Origin of the sequence: Pseudomonas sp. GD03944, from assembly GCF_029839275.1 — a bacterium.
Taxonomy (GTDB): Bacteria; Pseudomonadota; Gammaproteobacteria; order Pseudomonadales; family Pseudomonadaceae; genus Aquipseudomonas.
This window is the reverse complement of the sequence record NZ_JAOCAH010000002.1, coordinates 231,136-249,927: the sequence shown is the minus strand read 5'-3', so window position 1 is coordinate 249,927 and position 18,792 is coordinate 231,136. Positions and strand designations below refer to the sequence as shown.

General features: G+C 63.0%; 21 protein-coding genes. 11 read left to right on the top strand and 10 right to left on the bottom strand.

Annotation, left to right across the window (positions count from 1 at the left end):
- Window positions 1-7: 7 nt before the first annotated feature.
- From raiA to N5C28_RS04855, 7 genes are all read right to left on the bottom strand, one after another.
- Complete coding sequence (gene raiA, locus N5C28_RS04885; RefSeq protein WP_279820728.1) at window positions 8-316, bottom strand: ribosome-associated translation inhibitor RaiA; 309 nt, start codon at window positions 314-316, stop codon at window positions 8-10.
- Window positions 317-498: 182 nt separating this feature from the next.
- On the bottom strand, window positions 499-2,007 hold the full coding sequence (locus N5C28_RS04880; protein ID WP_279820727.1) for an RNA polymerase factor sigma-54: 1,509 nt from the start codon (window positions 2,005-2,007) through the stop codon (window positions 499-501).
- Window positions 2,008-2,140: 133 nt separating this feature from the next.
- The gene (gene lptB, locus N5C28_RS04875) at window positions 2,141-2,866 is read right to left on the bottom strand and encodes an LPS export ABC transporter ATP-binding protein (RefSeq protein ID WP_279820726.1); all 726 of its coding nucleotides are present in this window, start codon (window positions 2,864-2,866) and stop codon (window positions 2,141-2,143) included.
- Window positions 2,867-2,869: 3 nt separating this feature from the next.
- A complete protein-coding gene (gene lptA, locus N5C28_RS04870) occupies window positions 2,870-3,412 on the bottom strand; it encodes a lipopolysaccharide transport periplasmic protein LptA (protein ID WP_279820724.1) in 543 nt (180 codons plus the stop codon).
- On the bottom strand, window positions 3,399-3,968 hold the full coding sequence (gene lptC, locus N5C28_RS04865; RefSeq protein ID WP_279820723.1) for an LPS export ABC transporter periplasmic protein LptC: 570 nt from the start codon (window positions 3,966-3,968) through the stop codon (window positions 3,399-3,401). The genes lptA and lptC overlap by 14 nt, the downstream gene beginning before the upstream one ends.
- A gap of 8 nt (window positions 3,969-3,976) precedes the next feature.
- On the bottom strand, window positions 3,977-4,498 hold the full coding sequence (locus tag N5C28_RS04860; protein WP_279820722.1) for an HAD family hydrolase: 522 nt from the start codon (window positions 4,496-4,498) through the stop codon (window positions 3,977-3,979).
- Window positions 4,498-5,472 (bottom strand): KpsF/GutQ family sugar-phosphate isomerase, encoded by a 975-nt coding sequence (locus tag N5C28_RS04855; RefSeq protein WP_279820721.1) that lies wholly within the window; start codon window positions 5,470-5,472, stop codon window positions 4,498-4,500. The genes N5C28_RS04860 and N5C28_RS04855 overlap by 1 nt, the downstream gene beginning before the upstream one ends.
- Before the next feature lie 248 nt (window positions 5,473-5,720).
- Here N5C28_RS04855 and N5C28_RS04850 point away from each other — a divergent pair, with 248 nt between their 5' ends.
- The 10 genes from N5C28_RS04850 to hisC all read left to right on the top strand — a co-directional run bounded on the left by N5C28_RS04850 (window position 5,721) and on the right by hisC (window position 13,707).
- A complete protein-coding gene (locus tag N5C28_RS04850; protein WP_279820719.1) occupies window positions 5,721-6,530 on the top strand; it encodes an ATP-binding cassette domain-containing protein in 810 nt (269 codons plus the stop codon).
- Window positions 6,530-7,327, top strand: a complete 798-nt coding sequence (mlaE, locus tag N5C28_RS04845; protein ID WP_279820716.1) for a lipid asymmetry maintenance ABC transporter permease subunit MlaE — start codon at window positions 6,530-6,532, stop codon at window positions 7,325-7,327. The genes N5C28_RS04850 and mlaE overlap by 1 nt, the downstream gene beginning before the upstream one ends.
- A complete protein-coding gene (gene mlaD, locus N5C28_RS04840; protein ID WP_279820714.1) occupies window positions 7,327-7,797 on the top strand; it encodes an outer membrane lipid asymmetry maintenance protein MlaD in 471 nt (156 codons plus the stop codon). Before mlaE ends, mlaD begins: the two co-directional genes overlap by 1 nt.
- A gap of 11 nt (window positions 7,798-7,808) precedes the next feature.
- Complete coding sequence (locus N5C28_RS04835) at window positions 7,809-8,441, top strand: ABC transporter substrate-binding protein (protein WP_279820713.1); 633 nt, start codon at window positions 7,809-7,811, stop codon at window positions 8,439-8,441.
- Window positions 8,438-8,746, top strand: a complete 309-nt coding sequence (locus tag N5C28_RS04830) for an STAS domain-containing protein (protein ID WP_279820711.1) — start codon at window positions 8,438-8,440, stop codon at window positions 8,744-8,746. The genes N5C28_RS04835 and N5C28_RS04830 overlap by 4 nt, the downstream gene beginning before the upstream one ends.
- A gap of 129 nt (window positions 8,747-8,875) precedes the next feature.
- A complete protein-coding gene (locus tag N5C28_RS04825; RefSeq protein ID WP_279820709.1) occupies window positions 8,876-9,115 on the top strand; it encodes a BolA family transcriptional regulator in 240 nt (79 codons plus the stop codon).
- 12 nt (window positions 9,116-9,127) lie between these two features.
- Window positions 9,128-10,393 (top strand): UDP-N-acetylglucosamine 1-carboxyvinyltransferase, encoded by a 1,266-nt coding sequence (gene murA, locus N5C28_RS04820; RefSeq protein ID WP_279820708.1) that lies wholly within the window; start codon window positions 9,128-9,130, stop codon window positions 10,391-10,393.
- A gap of 129 nt (window positions 10,394-10,522) precedes the next feature.
- Window positions 10,523-11,158 (top strand): ATP phosphoribosyltransferase, encoded by a 636-nt coding sequence (gene hisG, locus N5C28_RS04815; protein ID WP_279820706.1) that lies wholly within the window; start codon window positions 10,523-10,525, stop codon window positions 11,156-11,158.
- Window positions 11,159-11,282: 124 nt separating this feature from the next.
- Entirely contained in the window at window positions 11,283-12,593 is a 1,311-nt protein-coding gene (hisD, locus tag N5C28_RS04810) for a histidinol dehydrogenase (protein ID WP_279820704.1), read from the top strand.
- A gap of 61 nt (window positions 12,594-12,654) precedes the next feature.
- Window positions 12,655-13,707 carry a histidinol-phosphate transaminase gene (hisC, locus tag N5C28_RS04805; protein ID WP_279820702.1) on the top strand — a complete coding sequence of 351 codons (1,053 nt, stop codon included), beginning with the start codon at window positions 12,655-12,657 and terminating at the stop codon, window positions 13,705-13,707.
- Window positions 13,708-13,769: 62 nt separating this feature from the next.
- Here the strand turns inward: hisC and N5C28_RS04800 are convergent, their stop codons facing one another.
- From N5C28_RS04800 to algW, 3 genes are all read right to left on the bottom strand, one after another.
- Entirely contained in the window at window positions 13,770-14,486 is a 717-nt protein-coding gene (locus N5C28_RS04800; protein WP_279820699.1) for a DUF4198 domain-containing protein, read from the bottom strand.
- A gap of 13 nt (window positions 14,487-14,499) precedes the next feature.
- Window positions 14,500-16,551 carry a TonB-dependent siderophore receptor gene (locus N5C28_RS04795; RefSeq protein WP_279821072.1) on the bottom strand — a complete coding sequence of 684 codons (2,052 nt, stop codon included), beginning with the start codon at window positions 16,549-16,551 and terminating at the stop codon, window positions 14,500-14,502.
- 122 nt (window positions 16,552-16,673) lie between these two features.
- Window positions 16,674-17,816: a Do family serine endopeptidase AlgW gene (gene algW / locus N5C28_RS04790; protein ID WP_279820698.1), complete on the bottom strand. Its 1,143-nt coding sequence runs from the start codon at window positions 17,814-17,816 to the stop codon at window positions 16,674-16,676.
- 111 nt (window positions 17,817-17,927) lie between these two features.
- Here algW and N5C28_RS04785 point away from each other — a divergent pair, with 111 nt between their 5' ends.
- Entirely contained in the window at window positions 17,928-18,686 is a 759-nt protein-coding gene (locus N5C28_RS04785) for a Nif3-like dinuclear metal center hexameric protein (protein ID WP_279820696.1), read from the top strand.
- The last annotated feature ends 106 nt before the right edge of the window (window positions 18,687-18,792 follow it).

Genomic DNA, 18,792 nt, shown 5'->3' with positions numbered 1-18,792 from the left:
GGCGATGTCAGCGAGCCATGGCGCCTTGCTGACGTTCGAGCTGCTTTTCCTTGTGCTTGATCAGTTGACGGTCGAGTTTGTCGGTCAGTAAATCAATGGCGGCGTACATGTCTTCATGTTCGGCGTTGGCGACCACCTCACCACCGGCGATGTGCAGAGTCGCTTCGATTTTCTGCTTGAGCTTCTCGACCTCCATAATGACTTGTACGTTGGTGATCTTGTCGAAGTGGCGCTCCAATCGACTCAGTTTCTCGTCGATGTAGTCACGCAGGGCGTCGGTCACATCCAGCTGGTGTCCACTGATGTTGACTTGCATACCGCTTTCTCCTTGTTGCCGTGTGTGAGAGGCAGGCTATCGGGCCTGCCGCCGGAACACTTTGGCCTGGTCGACGCAGGCAGAACTGTCGCTGTCGCTTCGCCGTCTGTTGCAGCGAAGCTGCCAAATGGGATGCGGGCTGAGTCTTTTCTGGCTCTTTCGGTCTTCCGTAGGATGGCGCCTTACATCAATCGTTTGCGCTCACTGGAGGGCGCTATACCGAGGGATTCGCGGTACTTCGCGACGGTGCGGCGGGCCACTTGAATACCCTGTGCTTCCAGTAAACCAGCGATCTTGCTGTCGCTCAACGGCTTTTTTGCATTTTCCGCGGCGACGAGTTTCTTGATGATCGCGCGGATCGCGGTCGACGAGCATTCACCGCCTTCCGAGGTGCTGACGTGGCTGGAGAAGAAGTATTTCAGCTCGTAAATGCCACGCGGGGTGTGCATGAACTTCTGCGTGGTGACCCGCGAAATGGTCGATTCATGCATGCCCACCGCTTCGGCGATGTCGTGCAGCACCAGCGGTTTCATCGCTTCGTCGCCGTAGTCGAGGAAGCCGCGCTGGTGCTCGACGATCTGCGTGGCCACCTTCATCAGCGTTTCGTTGCGGCTCTGCAGGCTCTTGATGAACCAGCGGGCTTCTTGCAACTGGTTGCGCATGAAGGTGTTGTCGGCGCTGGAGTCGGCTCGGCGGACGAAGCCTGCGTATTGCGGGTTGACGCGCAGGCGCGGCATGGCTTCCTGGTTCAGCTCCACCAGCCAGCGTTCGTTGTGCTTGCGCACGATGACGTCGGGGACCACGTACTCCGGTTCGCTCGATTCGATCTGCGAGCCGGGGCGGGGGTTGAGGCTCTGGATCAGCTCGATCACCTGGCGCAGCTCGTCTTCCTTGAGCTTCATGCGGCGCATCAGCTGGCTGTAGTCACGGCTGCCCAGCAGGTCCAGGTAGTCGCTGGCCAGGCGCTGGGCTTCGCTGAGCCATGGCGTCTTGGCGGACAGCTGGCGCAGTTGCAGCAGCAGGCATTCGCGCAGGTCACGTGCGGCGATGCCGGAGGGTTCGAATTGCTGGATGCGGTGCAGGACGGCCTCGACTTCGTCGAGTTCGATGTCCAGTTCCGGGTCGAAGGCCTCGACCACTTCCTCGAGGGTTTCTTCCAGATAGCCCTGTTCGTTGATGCAGTCGATCAGGGTGACGGCGATCAGGCGGTCCTTGTCGGACATCGGCGCCAGGTTGAGTTGCCAGAGCAGGTGGCTCTGCAGGCTCTCGCCGCTGGAGGTGCGGGTGGTGAAGTCCCACTCGTCATCGTCGTTGCTGGGCAGGCTGCTGGCGCTGGTCTGGTAGACGTCTTCCCAGGCGGTATCCACCGGCAGCTCATTGGGAATGCGCTCGTTCCATTCGCCGTCCTCCAGGTTATCCACGGTCTGCGAGGATTCCTGGTAGGTGCTTTCCTGGTAGGTGTCCTGTTGCTGGCTGGCCGGCGTCGCGCTTTCGGCACCGTCGGCCATGGGGTCCGAATTGTCGAAGTCGTCGCCTTCTTCCTGGCGTTCGAGCATCGGGTTGGACTCCAGGGCCTCCTGGATTTCCTGTTGCAGATCCAGGGTGGACAGTTGGAGTAGGCGGATGGCCTGTTGCAGCTGCGGCGTCATCGTCAGCTGCTGGCCCATCTTCAGGACTAGCGATGGTTTCATTGCAGACCTTAATTTACCGGCGTCTGTGCGCGATCCACTACAGGGCGCCAGGCGCCACTAGGAAGCAAATTATATGCCTGAATCTGAGGCTTTTGCCTAGCTCTGCTCGATGCTCTGCGGTGAAAAACCGCGTTTACAGGCGGAACTCGTGCCCCAGATAGACTTCCTTGACCACCTGGTTGGCCAGGATGGCATCGGCGCCGCCCTCGGCAATCAGCTGGCCATCGTTGACGATATAGGCCGTTTCGCAGATATCGAGGGTTTCACGCACGTTGTGATCGGTGATCAGCACGCCAATGCCCTTGGCCTTGAGGTGGTGAATGATCTGTTTGATGTCGCCCACCGAAATCGGGTCGACGCCGGCGAAGGGCTCGTCGAGCAGGATGAACTTGGGGGCGGTCGCCAGGGCACGGGCGATTTCCACGCGGCGGCGCTCACCACCGGACAGGCTCATGCCGAGGTTGTCGCGGATGTGGCTGATGTGGAATTCCTGCAACAGGCTTTCCAGTTCCTTGTGACGGGCGGCACGGTCCAGCTCCTTGCGCGTCTCGAGGATGGCCATGATGTTGTCGGCCACGCTGAGCTTGCGGAAGATCGAGGCTTCCTGCGGCAGGTAGCCGATACCGGCGCGGGCGCGGCCGTGCATGGGCTGGTGGCTGACGTCGAGGTCGTCGATCAGCACGCGGCCCTGGTCGGCCTGTACCAGGCCGACGATCATGTAGAAGCAGGTGGTCTTGCCGGCACCGTTGGGGCCGAGGAGTCCGACGATCTGGCCACTTTCGATGCTGAGGCTGACGTCGCGAACGACTTGGCGGCCTTTGTAGCTCTTGGCCAGGTGCTGGGCTTTCAGGATGGCCATCGGTTACTGCGCCTGCTGGTCGGCTGGTTTGTTTTTCGGCTGGATCACCATGTCGATGCGCGGACGTGGCGTAGTCACGTTGTTGCCGGTGGCACGACCTGCGTTGACGATCTGGCGACGGGTGTCATAGACGATTTTCTCGCCTTCGAAGGTATTGCCTTCCTGGATCACCTTGGCCTGGTCGATCAGCACGATGCGTTCGTTGGCGGCGAAATACTGGATGGTCAGGCCGTAGGCCTGGACGATCTGCTTGTCGGCAGCCGGTTTCTGCTCGTAGTAGGCCGGTTTGCCCACGGAGGTGAAAACTTCGATGTCGCCCTGGGCATTCTGGGTGATCGTCACGGTGTCGCCGGTGATCTTCAGGGTGCCCTGGGTGATGATCACGTCGCCGCGGTACACGGCGACGCCTTGCTTGTCATCGAGTTCAGCGCTGTCGGCCTGCACGCGAATCGGCTGGTCGCGATCGGTTGGCAGCGCCCAAGCGCTGGCGCTTCCGAGCACCGCGCCCAAACTGAGCAGAAGGGGGAGGGTTTTAACGAACCTCATGCTGGCCTCTTACGTTGGACTGCAGGAGCATCCTGCCGTCATTCAAATACGCTTTCATTCCTTGTGCCGTGGTCACCCCATTGGCCGCGTCGATTCTAACGGCTTGCTCGGTCTGCGCATATTCCTTCTCGGGGATTATGGTCAGGCGACTGGTGGTGAGGATGGTCGGGCGCCCCTTGGCGTCGGTGCGCTCCACGCGCACCTTGTCGATCAGCTCCACCTCGGTACCCTGCGGCGCGACTTCGCCTTTCTCGCTGCGAATCTTCCACGGGTACTCGGTGCCACGGTACAGGTCCATGTGTGGATCGGTCAGCAGGGTGACGTCGGTCGCGGTGACGTGCTCCACCTTGCTGGCGGTCATTTCGTAGTGCAGTTTGCCGTCCGCCTGGTACTGCAGCGTCCGGGCATTGGTCACGTAGAAGTCGATCGGATTGTCGCTGGCCGTCTGCGCGGGGCGATCGGAGAAGCTGTTGGGGTTGATGTTCCAGTAGCCGACCGCCGCCAGCAGCAGGGCGGCAATGACGAACAGGGCTGGATTCAGCAGTTTACGCAACATAGTGGGCTCTACAGGTAGGCGGCCTGGGCGGCATCGAGGCTGCCCTGGGCACGCATGATCAATTCGCAGAACTCACGGGCTGCGCCTTCGCCACCGCGGGCCTGGGTAACGCCGTGGGCGTGCTGGCGGACGAAGTTGTCTGCGCTGGCGACGGCCATGCCGAGGCCGACGCGGCGAATGACCGGCAGGTCTGGCAGGTCGTCCCCGAGGAATGCGACGTTTTCATAGCTTAGGCCGAGTTCGCCGAGAAGCTCGTCGAGTACCACCAATTTGTCTTCCCGGCCCTGGTACAGGTGCTGGATGCCCAGGTTCTGGGCCCGGCGCTCGACCACCGGGGTCTTGCGTCCGCTGATGATCGCGGTGCGCACGCCCGAGGCGATCAGCATCTTGATGCCGTGGCCGTCCAGGGTATTGAAGGTCTTGAACTCGCTACCGTCGGTGAGGAAGTACAGCTTGCCGTCGGTCAGAACACCGTCGACATCGAAAATGGCCAGCTTGATTGCGCGCGCGCGCTGCAGCAGGTCGTTCATCACATCACTCCGGCGCGCAGCAGGTCGCCAAGGTTGAAGGCGCCGATCGGGTGGTCGGCGTCGTCGACCACGACGAGGGCGCTGATCTTGTTGTCTTCCATTATTTTCAAGGCCTCGGCGGCGAGCATCTCGGCGCGGGCCGTCTTGCCGTGCAGGGTCATGACGTCATCGATGCGGGCCTGGCGCACGTCGATGCCCTTGTCCAGGGCGCGGCGCAGGTCGCCGTCGGTGAAGATACCGGCCAGCCGGCCGTCGTCTTCCACCACGGCGGTCATGCCCAGGCCTTTCTGGGTCATTTCCAGCAGGGCGTCGCGCAGGCTGGTGCCGCGGGAGACGCAGGGCAGGGTGTCGCCGGCGTGCATCACGTTCTCGACCTTCAGCAGCAGGCGACGACCCAAGGCGCCGCCCGGGTGGGAAAAGGCGAAGTCTTCGGCGGTAAAGCCGCGGGCTTCCAGCAGGGCGATGGCCAGCGCATCACCCAGCACGAGTGAGGCCGTGGTGGAGGAAGTGGGCGCCAGGTTCAGTGGGCAGGCTTCCTTGGCGACGCGGGCATCCAGGTTGATTTCCGCGGCCTTGGCCAGGGGGGAGTCCGGGTTGCCGGTCATGCTGATCAGGGTGATGCCGAGGCGCTTGATCAGGGGCAGCAGGGTCACGATCTCGGCGGTCGAGCCGGAGTTGGACAGGGCCAGCACCACGTCGTCGCGGGTGATCATGCCCATGTCGCCATGGCTGGCTTCCGCCGGGTGCACGAAGAAGGCGGTGGTGCCGGTGCTGGCCAGGGTGGCGGCGATCTTGTTGCCGATATGCCCCGACTTGCCCATGCCGACCACGACCACCCGGCCCTTGCTGGCCAGGATGAGCTCGCAGGCCCGGACGAATTCGCTGTTGATCCGGGACAGCAGTTCTTCAACCGCTTCGAGTTCGAGGCGGATGGTGCGTTGCGCGGACTTGATCAGATCGTTGGACTGACTCATAGCGTCTGGATAGGCGTGCCAAGTTAAAAGGCGGCGATTATACCGGGAAAGCCTGCCGTGCTCACCTTCCAATCGTGCAAGGAATGTGATGGCGCGTTTAGAACCACGTCTGTAAACAAATGTTCCGTCGTGGGCGGGCGGGCTCTGCGATGGTATAGTGCGCGGCTGTTTCGGCCCCTCCTGCAGACTGTAGTGTCCTGAGCGCCAGGGGGTACGTCTTCAAGGAAGGCCGTTCGCAAGGAGTCCAGATGAGCGCCGAGAATCAGTACGCGGTCGAGCTGAAAAACCTGAGCTTTCAGCGTGGCGACCGGGACATTTTCAAAAATGTCGACATAAGCATTCCGCGGGGCAAGGTCACCGGCATCATGGGACCTTCCGGCTGCGGAAAGACCACGCTGCTGCGCCTGATCGCGGCCGAACTGCGCCCCAGCCAGGGCGAAGTGTGGGTCAATGGCGTGAACCTGCCCACCCTGTCGCGCAGCGAACTGTTCGACATGCGCAAGCAGATGGGCGTGCTGTTCCAGAGCGGCGCGCTGTTCACCGACCTCGATGTGTTCGAGAACGTCGCCTTCCCGCTGCGGGTCCATACCCAGCTACCCGAAGAAATGATTCGTGACATCGTCCTGATGAAACTGCAGGCCGTAGGGCTGCGCGGTGCCGTCGAGCTGATGCCCGATGAATTGTCGGGCGGCATGAAGCGCCGGGTGGCACTGGCGCGTGCCATTTCCCTCGATCCGCAGATCCTCATCTATGACGAGCCGTTCGTGGGCCAGGACCCGATCGCCATGGGCGTTCTGGTTCGCCTGATCCGCCTGCTCACCGATGCGCTGGGCATCACCAGCATCGTCGTGTCCCATGACCTAGCCGAGACGGCCAGCATTGCCGACTACATCTATGTGGTGGGCGATACCCAGGTGCTGGGGCAGGGGACACCGGCCGAGTTGATGGAATCCGAGAACCCGCGTGTGCGCCAATTCATGAAAGGGACCCCTGACGGTCCGGTACCCTTCCACTTCCCCGCGGAAAGCTTCCGCGACGACCTTCTGGGAGGGCGCTGATGCGCAAGACATCTCCGCTCGAACGGATCCGTCTGTTCGGCCGTGCCGGTATTGACGTAGTCGCCACCCTGGGACGCTCGACGCTGTTCCTGCTGGGCGCACTGTTCGGTCGCGGCACCTCGGGCAACCCGCTGCAACTGCTGACTAAACAGCTGTATTCGGTCGGCGTCATGTCGCTGGCGATCATCGTGGTCTCGGGCATCTTCATCGGCATGGTGCTGTCGCTCCAGGGCTTCAGCATCCTGGCCAAGTACGGTTCGGAGCAGGCGGTCGGCCAGATGGTGGCCCTGACGCTGCTGCGCGAGCTTGGGCCGGTGGTCACTGCGTTGCTGTTCGCCGGGCGGGCCGGTTCGGCCCTGACCGCGGAAATCGGCAACATGAAGTCCACTGAGCAGCTGTCCAGCCTGGCGATGATCGGTGTCGACCCGCTCAAGCACATCATCGCCCCGCGCCTGTGGGCCGGTTTCATTTCCATGCCGCTGCTGGCGATGATCTTCAGTGTCGTCGGCATCTGGGGCGGCGCGATGGTCGCCGTCGACTGGCTGGGGGTATACGAGGGCTCGTTCTGGGCCAATATGCAGAACAGTGTTTCGTTCCGCGAAGACGTCCTCAACGGGGTAATCAAAAGCCTGGTCTTCGCCTTCGTCGTCACCTGGATCGCCGTGTTCCAGGGGTATGACTGTGAACCGACTTCGGAAGGGATCAGCCGCGCAACCACCCGAACGGTGGTCTACGCCTCGCTGGCCGTGCTGGGGCTGGACTTTATTCTGACCGCTTTGATGTTTGGAGACTTCTGATGCAAAACCGCACACTGGAGATTGGTGTCGGCCTGTTCCTGTTGGCCGGTCTGTTGGCAGCCCTGTTGCTGGCGCTGCGTGTCAGTGGTCTGGCCGTGGGCAGCAACGCGGATACCTACAAGGTCTATGCGCACTTCGACAATATTGCCGGTCTAACGGTACGTTCCAAGGTGACCATGGCCGGTGTGACCATCGGCAAGGTGACTGCTATCGACCTGGATCGCGACAGCTACACCGGTCGCGTGACCATGTTGCTGGACGACGACGTGAACAACCTGCCGCTCGATTCGACCGCGTCGATCCTCACGGCGGGCCTGCTCGGAGAAAAGTACATCGGCATCAGCGTGGGGGGGGATGAGGAGTTGCTCAAGGAGGGCAGCACCATTCACGACACCCAGTCGTCGCTGGTACTCGAAGACCTGATTGGCAAGTTCCTGCTCAATTCGGTCAACAAAGACCAAGCCAATTGAGGACACTGGAAATGATCAAGACTCTGCGTAATGGCCTGCTGGTTCTGCTGGCCGCCCTGCCGATGCTAGCCGTGGCAGCCCCTGCCGCTCACGAAGTGGTGCAGGAAACCACCGATACCCTGCTGGCCGACCTCAAGGCCAACAAGGAGCAGTACCGCAAGGACCCGGGGGCATTCTATGCCTCGCTGGACCGCATCCTCGGCCCGGTGGTGGACGTCGATGGCATCTCCCGTGGCGTGATGACCGTGCGCTACGCGCGCCAGGCGTCTCCGGAGCAGATGACCCGCTTCCAGGAAAACTTCAAGCGCAGCCTCATGCAGTTCTACGGAAATGCCCTGCTGGAATACAACAACCAGGACATCCGCGTGCTGCCGGTCAGCGGCAAGCAGAACCCGGAGCGCACCGCGGTGAACATGGAGATCAAGGACGGCAACGGCACGGTCTACCCGCTGTCCTACACCATGGTCGCCCAGGACGGTTCCTGGAAGATGCGTAACGTGGTGATCAACGGCATCAACGTCGGCAAGCTGTTCCGCGACCAGTTCGCCCAGTCCATGCAGAACAACGGCAACGACCTGGACAAGGTCATCGACACCTGGGCCGACACCGTGGCCAAGGCCCGTCAGGCCAGGGGCGAGCAGTGAGTCGCGCCGGTTTCGTCGAACAGTCCCCGGGGGTATTCCAGCTCAGTGGTGTGCTGGACCACCTCAGTGGGCCGGCCCTGCGCGAGCAGGGGGCGAGACTGATTGCCGCCAGTACCGCCAGCACCTGCGTGGTGGATTGCGGTGCGGTGGAGAAGTCCAGCAGCGTCGGCTTGTCGCTGCTGCTGGCCTTCATGCGTGATGCCCAGCGGGCGAACAAGACCCTGAGCATCCGCGCGCTGCCCAACGACATGCGTGAAATCGCCGGGGTGTCGGGGCTGCTCGATATCCTGCCGCAGGCCGATTGAGCCGCCCCACAGGGCATTGATCGGCGCGACCGCATCCGGGGTTCGCAGGCGAAGGGCTTTTTTGTATCATGCTCGGCCCGCGAGCCTAGGCTCTGCTGTCGTTAATGAATGCGCCGATCGAGGTTGAGCATGCAGGCCTTAGAAGTGAAAAGCCTCCTGGAGGCTAAACTGCCGGATACCGTAGTGGAAGTGGAAGGCGAAGGCTGTAACTTCCAACTGAACCTGATTAGTGATGAGTTGGCCGCGCTGAGCCCGGTCAAGCGTCAGCAGCAGATCTATGCTCACCTCAACGCCTGGATCGCCGATGGCAGCATCCACGCCGTGAGCATGAAATTCTTCAGCCGTGCCGATTGGGCCGCGCGCTCCTAAACCGAGAGAGTCATGGACAAACTGATTATTACCGGCGGCGTGCGCCTCGATGGCGAAATCCGCATTTCCGGGGCGAAGAACTCTGCACTGCCGATTCTCGCCGCCACCCTGCTGGGTGATGCACCGATCACCATCTGCAACCTGCCGCACCTGCACGACATCACCACCATGATCGAGCTGTTCGGCCGCATGGGCATCGAGCCGATCATCGACGAGAAGCTCAGCGTGGAAGTCGATGCGCGGGCAATCAAGACCCTGGTCGCACCGTACGAGCTGGTCAAGACCATGCGCGCCTCGATCCTGGTGCTGGGGCCGATGGTGGCCCGTTTCGGCGAAGCCGAAGTGGCACTGCCCGGCGGTTGCGCCATCGGTTCGCGTCCGGTGGACCTGCACATCCGCGGCCTGGAAGCCATGGGCGCGATCATCGACGTCGAGGGCGGCTACATCAAGGCCAAGGCGCCTGAGGGCGGCCTGCGCGGTGCGCACTTCTTCTTCGATACCGTCAGCGTGACCGGTACCGAAAACATCATGATGGCCGCGACCCTGGCCAAGGGCCGCAGCGTGCTGGAAAACGCTGCCCGCGAGCCGGAAGTGGTCGATCTGGCCAACTGCCTGATCGCCATGGGTGCCAAGATCGAAGGTGCCGGTACCGACACCATCGTCATCGAAGGCGTCGAGCGCCTGGGCGGCGCGCGTTTCAGCGTGATGCCCGACCGTATCGAAACCGGCACTTACCTGGTGGCCGCTGCGGCCACTGGCGGTCGCGTCAAGCTGAAAGACACCGACCCGACCACCCTGGAAGCCGTGCTGTCGAAGCTCCAGGAAGCCGGTGCGGAAATCACCTGCGGCAACGACTGGATCGAGCTGGACATGAAGGGCAAGCGGCCGAAAGCCGTGAACCTGCGTACCGCACCGTACCCAGCCTTCCCGACGGACATGCAGGCGCAGTTCATCGCCCTCAACGCCATTGCCGAAGGTACTGGCACCGTCATCGAGACCGTGTTCGAAAACCGTTTCATGCACGTCTACGAGATGTCGCGCATGGGCGCGCAGATCCTGGTCGAAGGCAACACCGCGATCGTCACCGGCGTCGACAAGCTCAAGGGCGCCCCGGTCATGGCCACCGACCTGCGTGCCTCGGCGAGCCTGGTGCTGGCAGCGCTGGTCGCCGACGGCGACACGCTGATCGACCGGATCTACCACATCGACCGTGGTTACGAGTGCATCGAGGAAAAACTGCAGTTGCTGGGTGCCAAGATCCGCCGCGTTCCGGGCTGATCACCTGCACCGGCGCCACCCGGTCCGTGCATGAAGCATGCGCGGCCGGTGGTGTCCGACTGACCTGAACCATCTGCTTGTCTGGGCCGCCGGCGCCAGCTTCGCCAGGTTTCAAAGGATATCTGCTCCATGCTCACCATTGCGCTGTCCAAAGGCCGTATTCTGGATGACACCCTGCCGCTGCTCGAGGCAGCCGGCATCGTGCCGACCGAGAATCCGGACAAGAGTCGCAAGCTGATCATCCCGACCACCCAGGATGACGTGCGCCTGCTGATCGTGCGTGCCACCGATGTGCCGACCTACGTCGAGCACGGCGCCGCCGACCTGGGCGTGGCAGGCAAGGACGTGCTGATGGAATACGGCGGCCAGGGCCTCTACGAGCCCCTGGACCTGCGTATCGCCAAGTGCAAGCTGATGACCGCCGGTGCCGTGGGTGCGCCGGAGCCCAAGGGTCGCCTGCGCGTGGCCACCAAGTTCGTCAACGTGGCCAAGCGTTACTACGCCGAACAGGGCCGTCAGGTCGATGTGATCAAGCTCTACGGCTCGATGGAGCTGGCGCCGCTGGTCGGCCTGGCCGACAAGATCATCGACGTGGTCGACACCGGCAACACCCTGCGTGCCAACGGCCTCGAGGCCCAGGAGCTGATCGCCACGATCAGTTCGCGCCTGATCGTCAACAAAGCCTCCATGAAAATGCAGCACGGCCGCATCCAGGCCCTGATCGATACCCTCCGCGAAGCGGTCGAGTCGCGACATCCGCACTGATTCCCCCTGTGCGGCGGTCAGCCGCACACGCCTATCCGTGTCATAGCCAAATTTCTCAGGTGCCCGCACGGTGGGCTTGCTACTCTAGCGGCGCCTGAAAATTGCCATCACACGAGGCTTAGCCATGACTGCTCCTACCGCCATCCGCCGACTCAACGCTGCTGATCAGGATTTCGCCGGTCATCTGGATCATCTGCTGAGCTGGGAAAGCGTGTCGGACGATGGCGTCAACCAGCGTGTGCTGGAAATCATCGATGCCGTGCGTCAGCGTGGCGATGCCGCGCTGGTCGAATACACCCAGCGTTTCGACGGCCTGGAAGTCGCCTCGATGGCTGATCTGATCCTGCCGCGCGAGCGCCTGGAACTGGCCCTGACCCGTATCAGCGAAGCACAGCGCGAGGCCCTGACCGTCGCCGCCGAGCGGGTGCGTCTCTACCACGAGAAGCAGAAGCAGGATTCCTGGACCTACACCGAAGCCGACGGCACGGTGCTGGGCCAGAAAGTCACGCCGCTGGACCGTGCCGGTCTGTACGTGCCGGGCGGCAAGGCGTCCTATCCGTCTTCGGTGCTGATGAACGCCATCCCGGCCAAGGTCGCCGGTGTGCCGGAAGTGGTGATGGTGGTGCCGACGCCGCGTGGCGAGATCAACGAGATCGTCCTCGCTGCCGCCTGCATCGCCGGGGTCGACCGCGTCTTCACCATCGGTGGCGCCCAGGCCGTTGCGGCCCTGGCCTACGGCACCGAAAGCGTACCGCCGGTGGACAAGATCGTCGGCCCGGGCAACATCTACGTGGCCACCGCCAAGCGTCACGTATTCGGCAAGGTCGGCATCGACATGATCGCCGGCCCGTCGGAGATCCTGGTGGTGTGCGATGGCCAGACCGACCCGGACTGGATCGCCATGGACCTGTTCTCCCAGGCCGAGCACGACGAAGATGCCCAGTCGATTCTGGTCAGCCCGGACGCCGCCTTCCTCGACAAGGTGGCCGAGAGCATTGCCCGCTTGCTGCCGACCATGGAGCGTGCCGAGATCATCCGCACGTCCCTCGAAGGGCGCGGTGCGCTGATCCAGGTCGCCGACATGGCCCAGGCCATCGAAGTGGCCAACCGTATCGCGCCGGAACACCTGGAGCTGTCGGTGGCCGAACCGGAAAAATGGTTGCCTGAAATCCGCCACGCCGGTGCGATCTTCATGGGCCGTTATACCGCCGAGGCCCTGGGTGACTACTGCGCCGGCCCGAATCACGTGCTGCCGACCTCCGGCACGGCGCGTTTCTCCTCGCCGCTGGGTGTGTACGACTTCCAGAAGCGCTCGTCGATCATCTACTGCTCGGCTGACGGGGCGTCCGAACTGGGCAAGAGCGCCTCGGTGCTCGCCCGTGGCGAATCGCTGACGGCCCACGCCCGCAGCGCCGAGTACCGGATCAAGCCCTGACCCCATACTGCGGGAGCGAGCGCTCCCGCCACTTGCAACGAATTCGAGGAGAGAAGGGCAGATGAGCAAATTCTGGAGCCCCTTCGTCAAGGACCTGGTGCCTTACGTGCCGGGTGAGCAGCCGAAACTGGCCAAACTGGTCAAGCTCAACACCAACGAGAACCCCTATGGCCCGTCGCCCAAGGCGATCGCGGCCATGCAGGCCGAACTCAACGACAACCTGCGCCTGTACCCGGACCCCAACGGGGATCGCCTGAAGCAGGCGGTCGCCGAGTACTACGGCGTCAGCACCGCCCACGTGTTCGTCGGCAATGGCTCCGACGAGGTGCTGGCTCACGCCTTCCATGGCCTGTTCCAGCACGGCAAACCCTTGCTGTTCCCGGACGTGAGCTACAGCTTCTACCCGGTCTACTGCGGCCTGTACGGCATCGCGTTCGAGACGATCGCGCTGGATGAGCAGTTCCAGATTCGCGTCGAGGATTATGCGCGGCCCAATGGCGGCATCATTTTCCCCAACCCGAACGCGCCCACCGGCTGTGTCCTGGCGCTGGAGGCCATCGAACGCCTGCTGCAGGCCAACCCGGACAGCGTGGTGCTGGTCGACGAGGCCTACATCGACTTCGGCGGCGAGACGGCCATCAGTCTGGTCAGTAAGTACCCGAACCTGCTGGTCAGCCAGACCCTGTCCAAGTCGCGCTCCCTGGCCGGCCTGCGGGTTGGCCTGGCCGTTGGCCACCCGGACCTGATCGAAGCGCTGGAACGGGTCAAGAACAGCTTCAACTCCTACCCGCTGGACCGCATGGCGATTGCCGGCGCGGCGGCGGCATTCGAAGACGAGTCCTACTTCCAGCAAACCTGCCAGAAGGTGATCGACAGCCGCGAAAGTGTGACCGCCGGCCTGCAGGCGCTGGGCTTCGAGGTGCTGCCTTCGGCCGCCAACTTCGTCTTCGCCCGTCACCCGCAACACGACGCGGCCGGTGTGGCGGCGATGCTGCGTGAGCAGGGGGTGATCGTGCGTCATTTCAAACAGGCGCGTATCGCTCAATTCTTGCGCATCACCATCGGTGCGCCGGAGCAGAACCAGGCACTGCTGGACGCCTTGCGCAGCCTCTGAGCATTGGTCTGAATGCAAAAAGCCGGAGCAATGCTCCGGCTTTTTTGTGCCTGCCAGACGGGTTACTCGTGGTGCGGTTCGCCGGCGAAGGTCAGGGAAGTGAACAGGCTGCGGCTTTCGATGTTCTTGTCGCCCTTGACCGGGACGCTGGTCTGCGCGGCGATGATGTTCAACCCTTCGTTACGCACGATCACCTGCGCGCGCCCTTCGTCGTCGGTGGTGGCGCTGATCTGGTGCGGCGCGCTGCGGTAATCGCCGATCAGTTTGACCCCGGCAGCCGGCTTGCCGTCCACCAGCACGCGCACCGGGAGCGGTTTGCCCGGGCCGACGGTGAGCGGATCGACTTCCGGTCGGATGATCATCTTCAGGTGGTCGAGGGCTGGCAGCTTCACGCCTTCCTGGTAGATCGCCAGGCTGTATTTGAGGGCGTGCAGGGATTGGGTCGAGTTGCTCACCTGGGTGCGGCCCTGGTTGATCCATTGCTTGTCCGGCGTCTGCGACCAGGCGCCGTTGTCCAGGGCGACGCCGATCAGGGCGGGGGCTTTCAGGGGCTTGAGGCGGGCATGGTCGGCCAGGCGCTCCACGGTGACCGGAACCATTTTCCCGGCCCGGTCGAAGGCCCAGGCGCCGCTGATCTTCTCGGGCTTGAAGGCGTCGTCCTCGGCGCCGTGGCCGTAGACGATCTCGATATTGCCACGGCGTTGTTCGGTCCACAGGCCATGGGCGCCGGCATCGGCGATGAACAGGGCGGCAGCGATAAAGACGAAGCTTCTTTTCATGGTCGTTCCTTGGTTACAGATCGATGGACAGGCTGAGGCTGAGGTTGCGCGGGTCGCCCGGTAGCACCCACACGCTGTTGAAGGCGCGCTCGTAGTACTTGCGGTCGAAGGCGTTGTTGAGGTTCAGGCCCACGCGCACGGTGTCGCTGGCCTGGTAATGGGCCAGCAGGTCGACGGTGGTGTAGGCGGGCAGTTCGAAGTTGCTGCCGGCCTGGCCGGAGCGGTCGCCGACGTAATTGACTGCAGCGCCAACGTCGGAGCCGCGCAGCCAGCCGTCCTGGAACTCGTATACCCCCAGCAGGCTGCCGCTGTGTTCGGGGATGCCGAGCAGGCGGCTGCCCTCGGGCAGGGTGTTGTCCTCGGTCACCTCGGCGTCGATGTAGGCGTAGGCGCCGATCACCCGCAGGGCATCGGTCAACTGTCCGCTGAACTGCAGGTCGATGCCCTGGCTGCGCGCCTTACCGGCGGCGATGCTGTCGCCCGGGCTCGCCGGGTCAGCGGTCAGCACGTTTTCCTTTTCGATGTGGAACAGGGCGAGGGTGGCGCCCAGCCGGCTGTCGAAGAGATCCAGCTTCAGACCGGTTTCATAACCGACGCCCTTTTCCGGCTTGAACACCGTGCCCTGGCTGCTGATGGCGTTGGGTTTGAACGAGGTGGAGGCGTTGGCGAACACGCCCACGGCCGGGGTCAACTGGTACAGCAGGCCGGCGCGCGGCGTCGCCACGTCCTTATCCTGTTCGTTGCTCACCCGGCTGGTGCGGTTCAGGGCGGTCTGCTCGAAGCGCTCCAGGCGCACGCCGACCAGGCCGCTCAGGCGGTCGGTGAAGGTGATCTGGTCCTGCAGGTTGATGGCCTGGCTTTCGACCTGCTCGAAGAAATCGTTGGGGTTGATGATCGCCGGCTTGGGCTGCCCGTAGACCGGGTTGTAGATATCCAGGCCATAGCCCAGGCTCGTCGCGCTCTGCGGATACTTCTGGCTGTTGCGGTAGTTCTCGTATTCCAGGCCCAGCAGCAACTGGTGCTGCCAGCCGGCAACATCGAGATTACCGTGCAGCTCCGCCTGGGTGATGCTGTCGTTCCACTCGAAATTGCGGTGCCGGTAGAAGCGCGTGACGGCGTCGCCGACCAAGCGCGAAGTTTCCGAGCTGTAGCCATGAAGGTTGCCCTGGGAATAGTGGTTGGCCAGGCGCAGTTTCCAATCGTCGTTGAGGTAGTGCTCAAGGGTGAGCTGGATCATCTGGTTGTTGTTGTGGATCTCGCCGTCGTTGGGCTCCCCGAAGAAGGCGGAGCGCTTGACTGCGCCGACCTGGTTGTTGGGCGCCGGTATGCCGCGATCGAACACCGACTCGGTCCGCGAGAACTCGCTTTCCAGTAGCAGGTAGGTATCCGGGCTGATCTGCCAGCTGAACGCCGGGCTGATGATCTGCCGGGAGTTGCCCACGTGGTCACGGAAACTCTGGTTGTCTTCCACGGCCAGGTTGACCCGCGAAAGCAGGCTGCCGTCTTCGTTCAGCGGGGTGTTGACGTCCAGAGCGGTGCGGTAGCGATCCCAACTGCCGGCACTGGCGTCGAGTCGGGTGAACGCTTCGGCCTGGGGCTTCTTGGTGACGATGTTGACCAGGCCGCCCGGGTCGCCCCGCCCATAAAGGCTTGCTGCCGGCCCCTTGAGAACCTCGATGCGTTCGATGCCGGAGGCGTCGGGGGTGCTGTAGCTGCCGCGGTTGATGGCGAAACCGTTCTTGTACAGCTCGCCGGTGGTGAAGCCGCGCACGCTGTAGTTGAGGAAGGTCAGGCCACCGAAGTTGTTCTGCCGCGACACGCCGCCGGCGAAATCCAGGGCACGGTCGATGCGCGTGGTGTTGAGGTCTTCGAAAACCTGGGCAGGTACCACGCTGATGGCTTGAGGAATTGCCTCCAGGGCGGTGTCGGTTCGGGTGGCGCTGCTCGAGCGGGTGGCGCGATAGCCCTGTACGGGACCGTCGGCGCGTTCCTGGTCGGCGGAGATGAGGCTGTCGTCGAGAACGATGGCGTCGGACGATTCGACGGCGCTGGCGCTGCTCGAGATGAGCAGGCCGGCGATAAGGGCATGGACGGGGCGCAAGATGACGCATCCTTCTCTGTATTTTTATGTAATAACATTACATATTGTTCAAGAGAAATTATCAACTCGCTTCCTGCGGTGTTTTTTCAGTTGCCGTTGATAGGGGGGCGGATACCGATTTCAGCGGTCAGCATCATCGGCTTGCCGTTGCGCATGATCTCGATGCGGATCTTGTCGCCGGGCTTGGCGCGCGCGACCTGATTCATCGAGCGGCGGCCATCGCCGGCGGGTTCGCCGTCGATGTTGAGGATCAGGTCGCCGGGTTGCAAGCCGGCCTTCTGGGCGGGGCCGTCGCGGTAGATGCCGGCGACGACGATGCCGGGGCGACCTTCCAGGCCGAAGGATTCCGCCAGCTCGGGCGTCAGCGGTTGTACTTCGATACCCAGCCAGCCACGAATGACCTGGCCGTGCTCGATGATCGCCTGCATGACTTCCAGCGCCAACTTTACCGGGATCGCGAAGCCGATGCCTTGCGAGCCGCCGGACTTGGAGAAGATGGCAGTGTTGATGCCGACCAGGTTGCCGTAGGCATCGACCAGCGCGCCGCCGGAGTTGCCGGGGTTGATCGCCGCGTCGGTCTGGATGAAGTCTTCGTAGGTGTTGAGGCCCAGCTGGTTGCGCCCGGTGGCACTGATGATGCCCATGGTCACGGTCTGCCCGACGCCGAACGGGTTGCCGATGGCTAGGGTGACGTCGCCGATGCGGATGTTGTCGGAGCGGCCGAGGGTAATGGAAGGCAGGTTTTCCAGGTCGATCTTGAGCACTGCCAGGTCGGTTTCCGGGTCGCTGCCGATGACCCGGGCGAGGGTCTCGCGGCCGTCCTTCAGTGCCACCACGATCTGGTCGGCGCCACTGGTCACGTGGTTGTTGGTCAGCAGGTAGCCTTCCGAACTCATGATCACCGCGGAGCCGAGGCTGGATTCCATGCGTCGCTGTTTCGGCAGGTTGTCACCGAAGAAGCGGCGGAACTGCGGGTCTTCGAACAGCGGATGGTTCGGCTTGTTGACGAACTTGGTGGTGTAGAGGTTGGCCACGGCGGGCGAGGCGGTGCTCACGGCATCGGCATAGGACGCCGGCCCTTCCTGCATGCGGCTATAGATAGGCACCTGACGGACCTGCACGTCCTGGTTCGGCAAACCGACCCACTGCGGGTGGTACTGCATGATCAGCAGTGCCAGCAGGACGCCGACCAGCAGGGGCCAGCCGAGAAAACGCAGGGCCTTGAGCATCAATGAAATCCTGAGGGTTGCGGGGGCGAAAGGCGCCCCTTAAGGTGGCGCCATTATAGAGGGCCGTTCGGCAATAAAGCAGCGGCTTGCAACAGCTCGTGAGGAATCTTTATGGCCATTTCCCTGACAACACTGGTCGATGAGGCGGACCGGTTTCTGAACGCTGCCCGGATCAGCGACTATTGTCCGAATGGCCTGCAGGTGGAAGGACGTCCCCAGGTAAGGCGTATCGTCAGTGGTGTGACCGCCAGCCAGGCGCTGATCGACGCGGCGGTCGAGGCCGAGGCGGACGTGCTGCTGGTGCACCATGGCTATTTCTGGAAGGGCGAGAATCCCTGCATCACCGGGATGAAGCAGCGCCGCCTGAAAACCCTGCTGGCCAACGACATCAGCCTGCTGGCCTATCACCTGCCACTCGACCTGCACCCGGACGTGGGCAACAACGTACAACTGGCCCGTCAGCTCGACATCACCGTGGAGGGCCCGCTGGAGCCGGAGAACCCGCGGACGGTGGGGCTGGTCGGTTCGCTCGCCGAGCCCATGAGCGCCCGCGACTTCGCCCGGCGCGTGCAGGATGTGCTGGGACGTGAACCGCTGCTGGTGGAAGGGGACGACATGATCCGCCGCGTCGGCTGGTGCACGGGCGGCGGCCAGGGCTATATCGATCAGGCGATTGCCGCCGGCGTGGACCTGTACCTGACCGGCGAAGCCTCGGAGCAGACTTTCCACAGTGCCCGTGAAAACGGCGTCAGCTTCATAGCGGCCGGTCACCACGCCACCGAGCGCTACGGGGTCCAGGCGCTGGGTGACTACCTGGCCCGTCGGTTCGCCATCGAGCACCTGTTCATCGACTGCCCCAACCCCATCTGAGCGCCCTGTGCAGCGGGTATAAACCTAGACTTTTTCGATCTAAGCAGCGCCCTGAATAGAAGAGGGTGCTGTGCTAGAGTGCGCGCTCGTCCACGGCCCGCCGGCC

Excerpts from the sequence above, each read along its gene's own strand:
- raiA (WP_279820728.1), bottom strand. The coding sequence starts at position 316 with ATGCAAGTCAACATCAGTGGACACCAGCTGGATGTGACCGACGCCCTG.
- N5C28_RS04880 (WP_279820727.1), bottom strand. The coding sequence starts at position 2,007 with ATGAAACCATCGCTAGTCCTGAAGATGGGCCAGCAGCTGACGATGACG.
- lptB (WP_279820726.1), bottom strand. The coding sequence starts at position 2,866 with ATGGCCATCCTGAAAGCCCAGCACCTGGCCAAGAGCTACAAAGGCCGC.
- lptA (WP_279820724.1), bottom strand. The coding sequence starts at position 3,412 with ATGAGGTTCGTTAAAACCCTCCCCCTTCTGCTCAGTTTGGGCGCGGTG.
- lptC (WP_279820723.1), bottom strand. The coding sequence starts at position 3,968 with ATGTTGCGTAAACTGCTGAATCCAGCCCTGTTCGTCATTGCCGCCCTG.
- N5C28_RS04860 (WP_279820722.1), bottom strand. The coding sequence starts at position 4,498 with ATGAACGACCTGCTGCAGCGCGCGCGCGCAATCAAGCTGGCCATTTTC.
- N5C28_RS04855 (WP_279820721.1), bottom strand. The coding sequence starts at position 5,472 with ATGAGTCAGTCCAACGATCTGATCAAGTCCGCGCAACGCACCATCCGC.
- N5C28_RS04850 (WP_279820719.1), top strand. The coding sequence starts at position 5,721 with ATGAGCGCCGAGAATCAGTACGCGGTCGAGCTGAAAAACCTGAGCTTT.
- mlaE (WP_279820716.1), top strand. The coding sequence starts at position 6,530 with ATGCGCAAGACATCTCCGCTCGAACGGATCCGTCTGTTCGGCCGTGCC.
- mlaD (WP_279820714.1), top strand. The coding sequence starts at position 7,327 with ATGCAAAACCGCACACTGGAGATTGGTGTCGGCCTGTTCCTGTTGGCC.
- N5C28_RS04835 (WP_279820713.1), top strand. The coding sequence starts at position 7,809 with ATGATCAAGACTCTGCGTAATGGCCTGCTGGTTCTGCTGGCCGCCCTG.
- N5C28_RS04825 (WP_279820709.1), top strand. The coding sequence starts at position 8,876 with ATGCAGGCCTTAGAAGTGAAAAGCCTCCTGGAGGCTAAACTGCCGGAT.
- murA (WP_279820708.1), top strand. The coding sequence starts at position 9,128 with ATGGACAAACTGATTATTACCGGCGGCGTGCGCCTCGATGGCGAAATC.
- hisG (WP_279820706.1), top strand. The coding sequence starts at position 10,523 with ATGCTCACCATTGCGCTGTCCAAAGGCCGTATTCTGGATGACACCCTG.
- hisD (WP_279820704.1), top strand. The coding sequence starts at position 11,283 with ATGACTGCTCCTACCGCCATCCGCCGACTCAACGCTGCTGATCAGGAT.
- hisC (WP_279820702.1), top strand. The coding sequence starts at position 12,655 with ATGAGCAAATTCTGGAGCCCCTTCGTCAAGGACCTGGTGCCTTACGTG.
- N5C28_RS04800 (WP_279820699.1), bottom strand. The coding sequence starts at position 14,486 with ATGAAAAGAAGCTTCGTCTTTATCGCTGCCGCCCTGTTCATCGCCGAT.
- algW (WP_279820698.1), bottom strand. The coding sequence starts at position 17,816 with ATGCTCAAGGCCCTGCGTTTTCTCGGCTGGCCCCTGCTGGTCGGCGTC.
- N5C28_RS04785 (WP_279820696.1), top strand. The coding sequence starts at position 17,928 with ATGGCCATTTCCCTGACAACACTGGTCGATGAGGCGGACCGGTTTCTG.